This window comes from Acinetobacter lactucae, assembly GCF_013344765.1.
Classification (GTDB): Bacteria; Pseudomonadota; Gammaproteobacteria; order Pseudomonadales; family Moraxellaceae; genus Acinetobacter; species Acinetobacter lactucae_A.
On the sequence record NZ_JABVBF010000379.1, the window covers coordinates 1 to 748 of the forward strand.

Sequence of the window (748 nt, forward strand, 5' to 3'; positions counted from 1 at the left end):
ACACTGGAAGTGTATTGTCTGCAAGCGTCCAAGTACCGTCACCATTGTTGGTTGCTGGATAATCCACGCCATCCACAGTCACCACCACACTCGCAGTAGGATCATCGATCGTACCGGTCAATGCAGGGGTGCTGTCATTGGTTGATACATCTGTGAATGTGACCACTGGTATAACTGTATCGATTGTTACAGTACCTGTATCTGTACCCGCATTGCCCGCTGCATCTGTTGCTGTCACGGTAATGGTGTGTGGACCGTCTGTTAATACAGGCAAGCTATTGTCTGCAAGCGTCCAGGTGCCATCGCCATTGTTCGTCGCCGGGTAGTCAGTGCCATCTACATTCACCACCACAGTAGCTGTCGGGTCATTGACTGTACCGGTGAGCGCAGGTGTGCTGTCATTGGTAAGGACATCATCAAGCGCGACCACCGGTGGCGTGATGTCTGCAGAGACTGTGCCTGTACCTGGCAATGAGGTATTGCCTGCAGGGTCAGTCGCTGTTGCAGTCACTGTATCGCCATCCACCAGAGTACCTGGGTTTGGCACTGACCAGCTACCGTCTGTACCTGCAACTACAGTTGCAGTCGTACCATCCGGGAAGCTCACAGTTACAGTTGAACCTGCTTCTGCTGTACCGCTGATTGGGTCAGTGGCATTGATCGGATCAAGTACCGGTGCATTTGGTGCAACGGTATCAATCGTTACCACTGCAGTATCTGTACCCGCATTGCCCGCTGCATCTGTTGC

General features: G+C 52.7%; 1 protein-coding gene. It reads right to left on the reverse strand.

Annotation, left to right across the window (positions count from 1 at the left end; translation table 11 throughout):
* A partial coding sequence (locus HUN22_RS17440) for an Ig-like domain-containing protein (protein WP_217488226.1) occupies window positions 1-748 on the reverse strand: 748 nt, incomplete at both ends.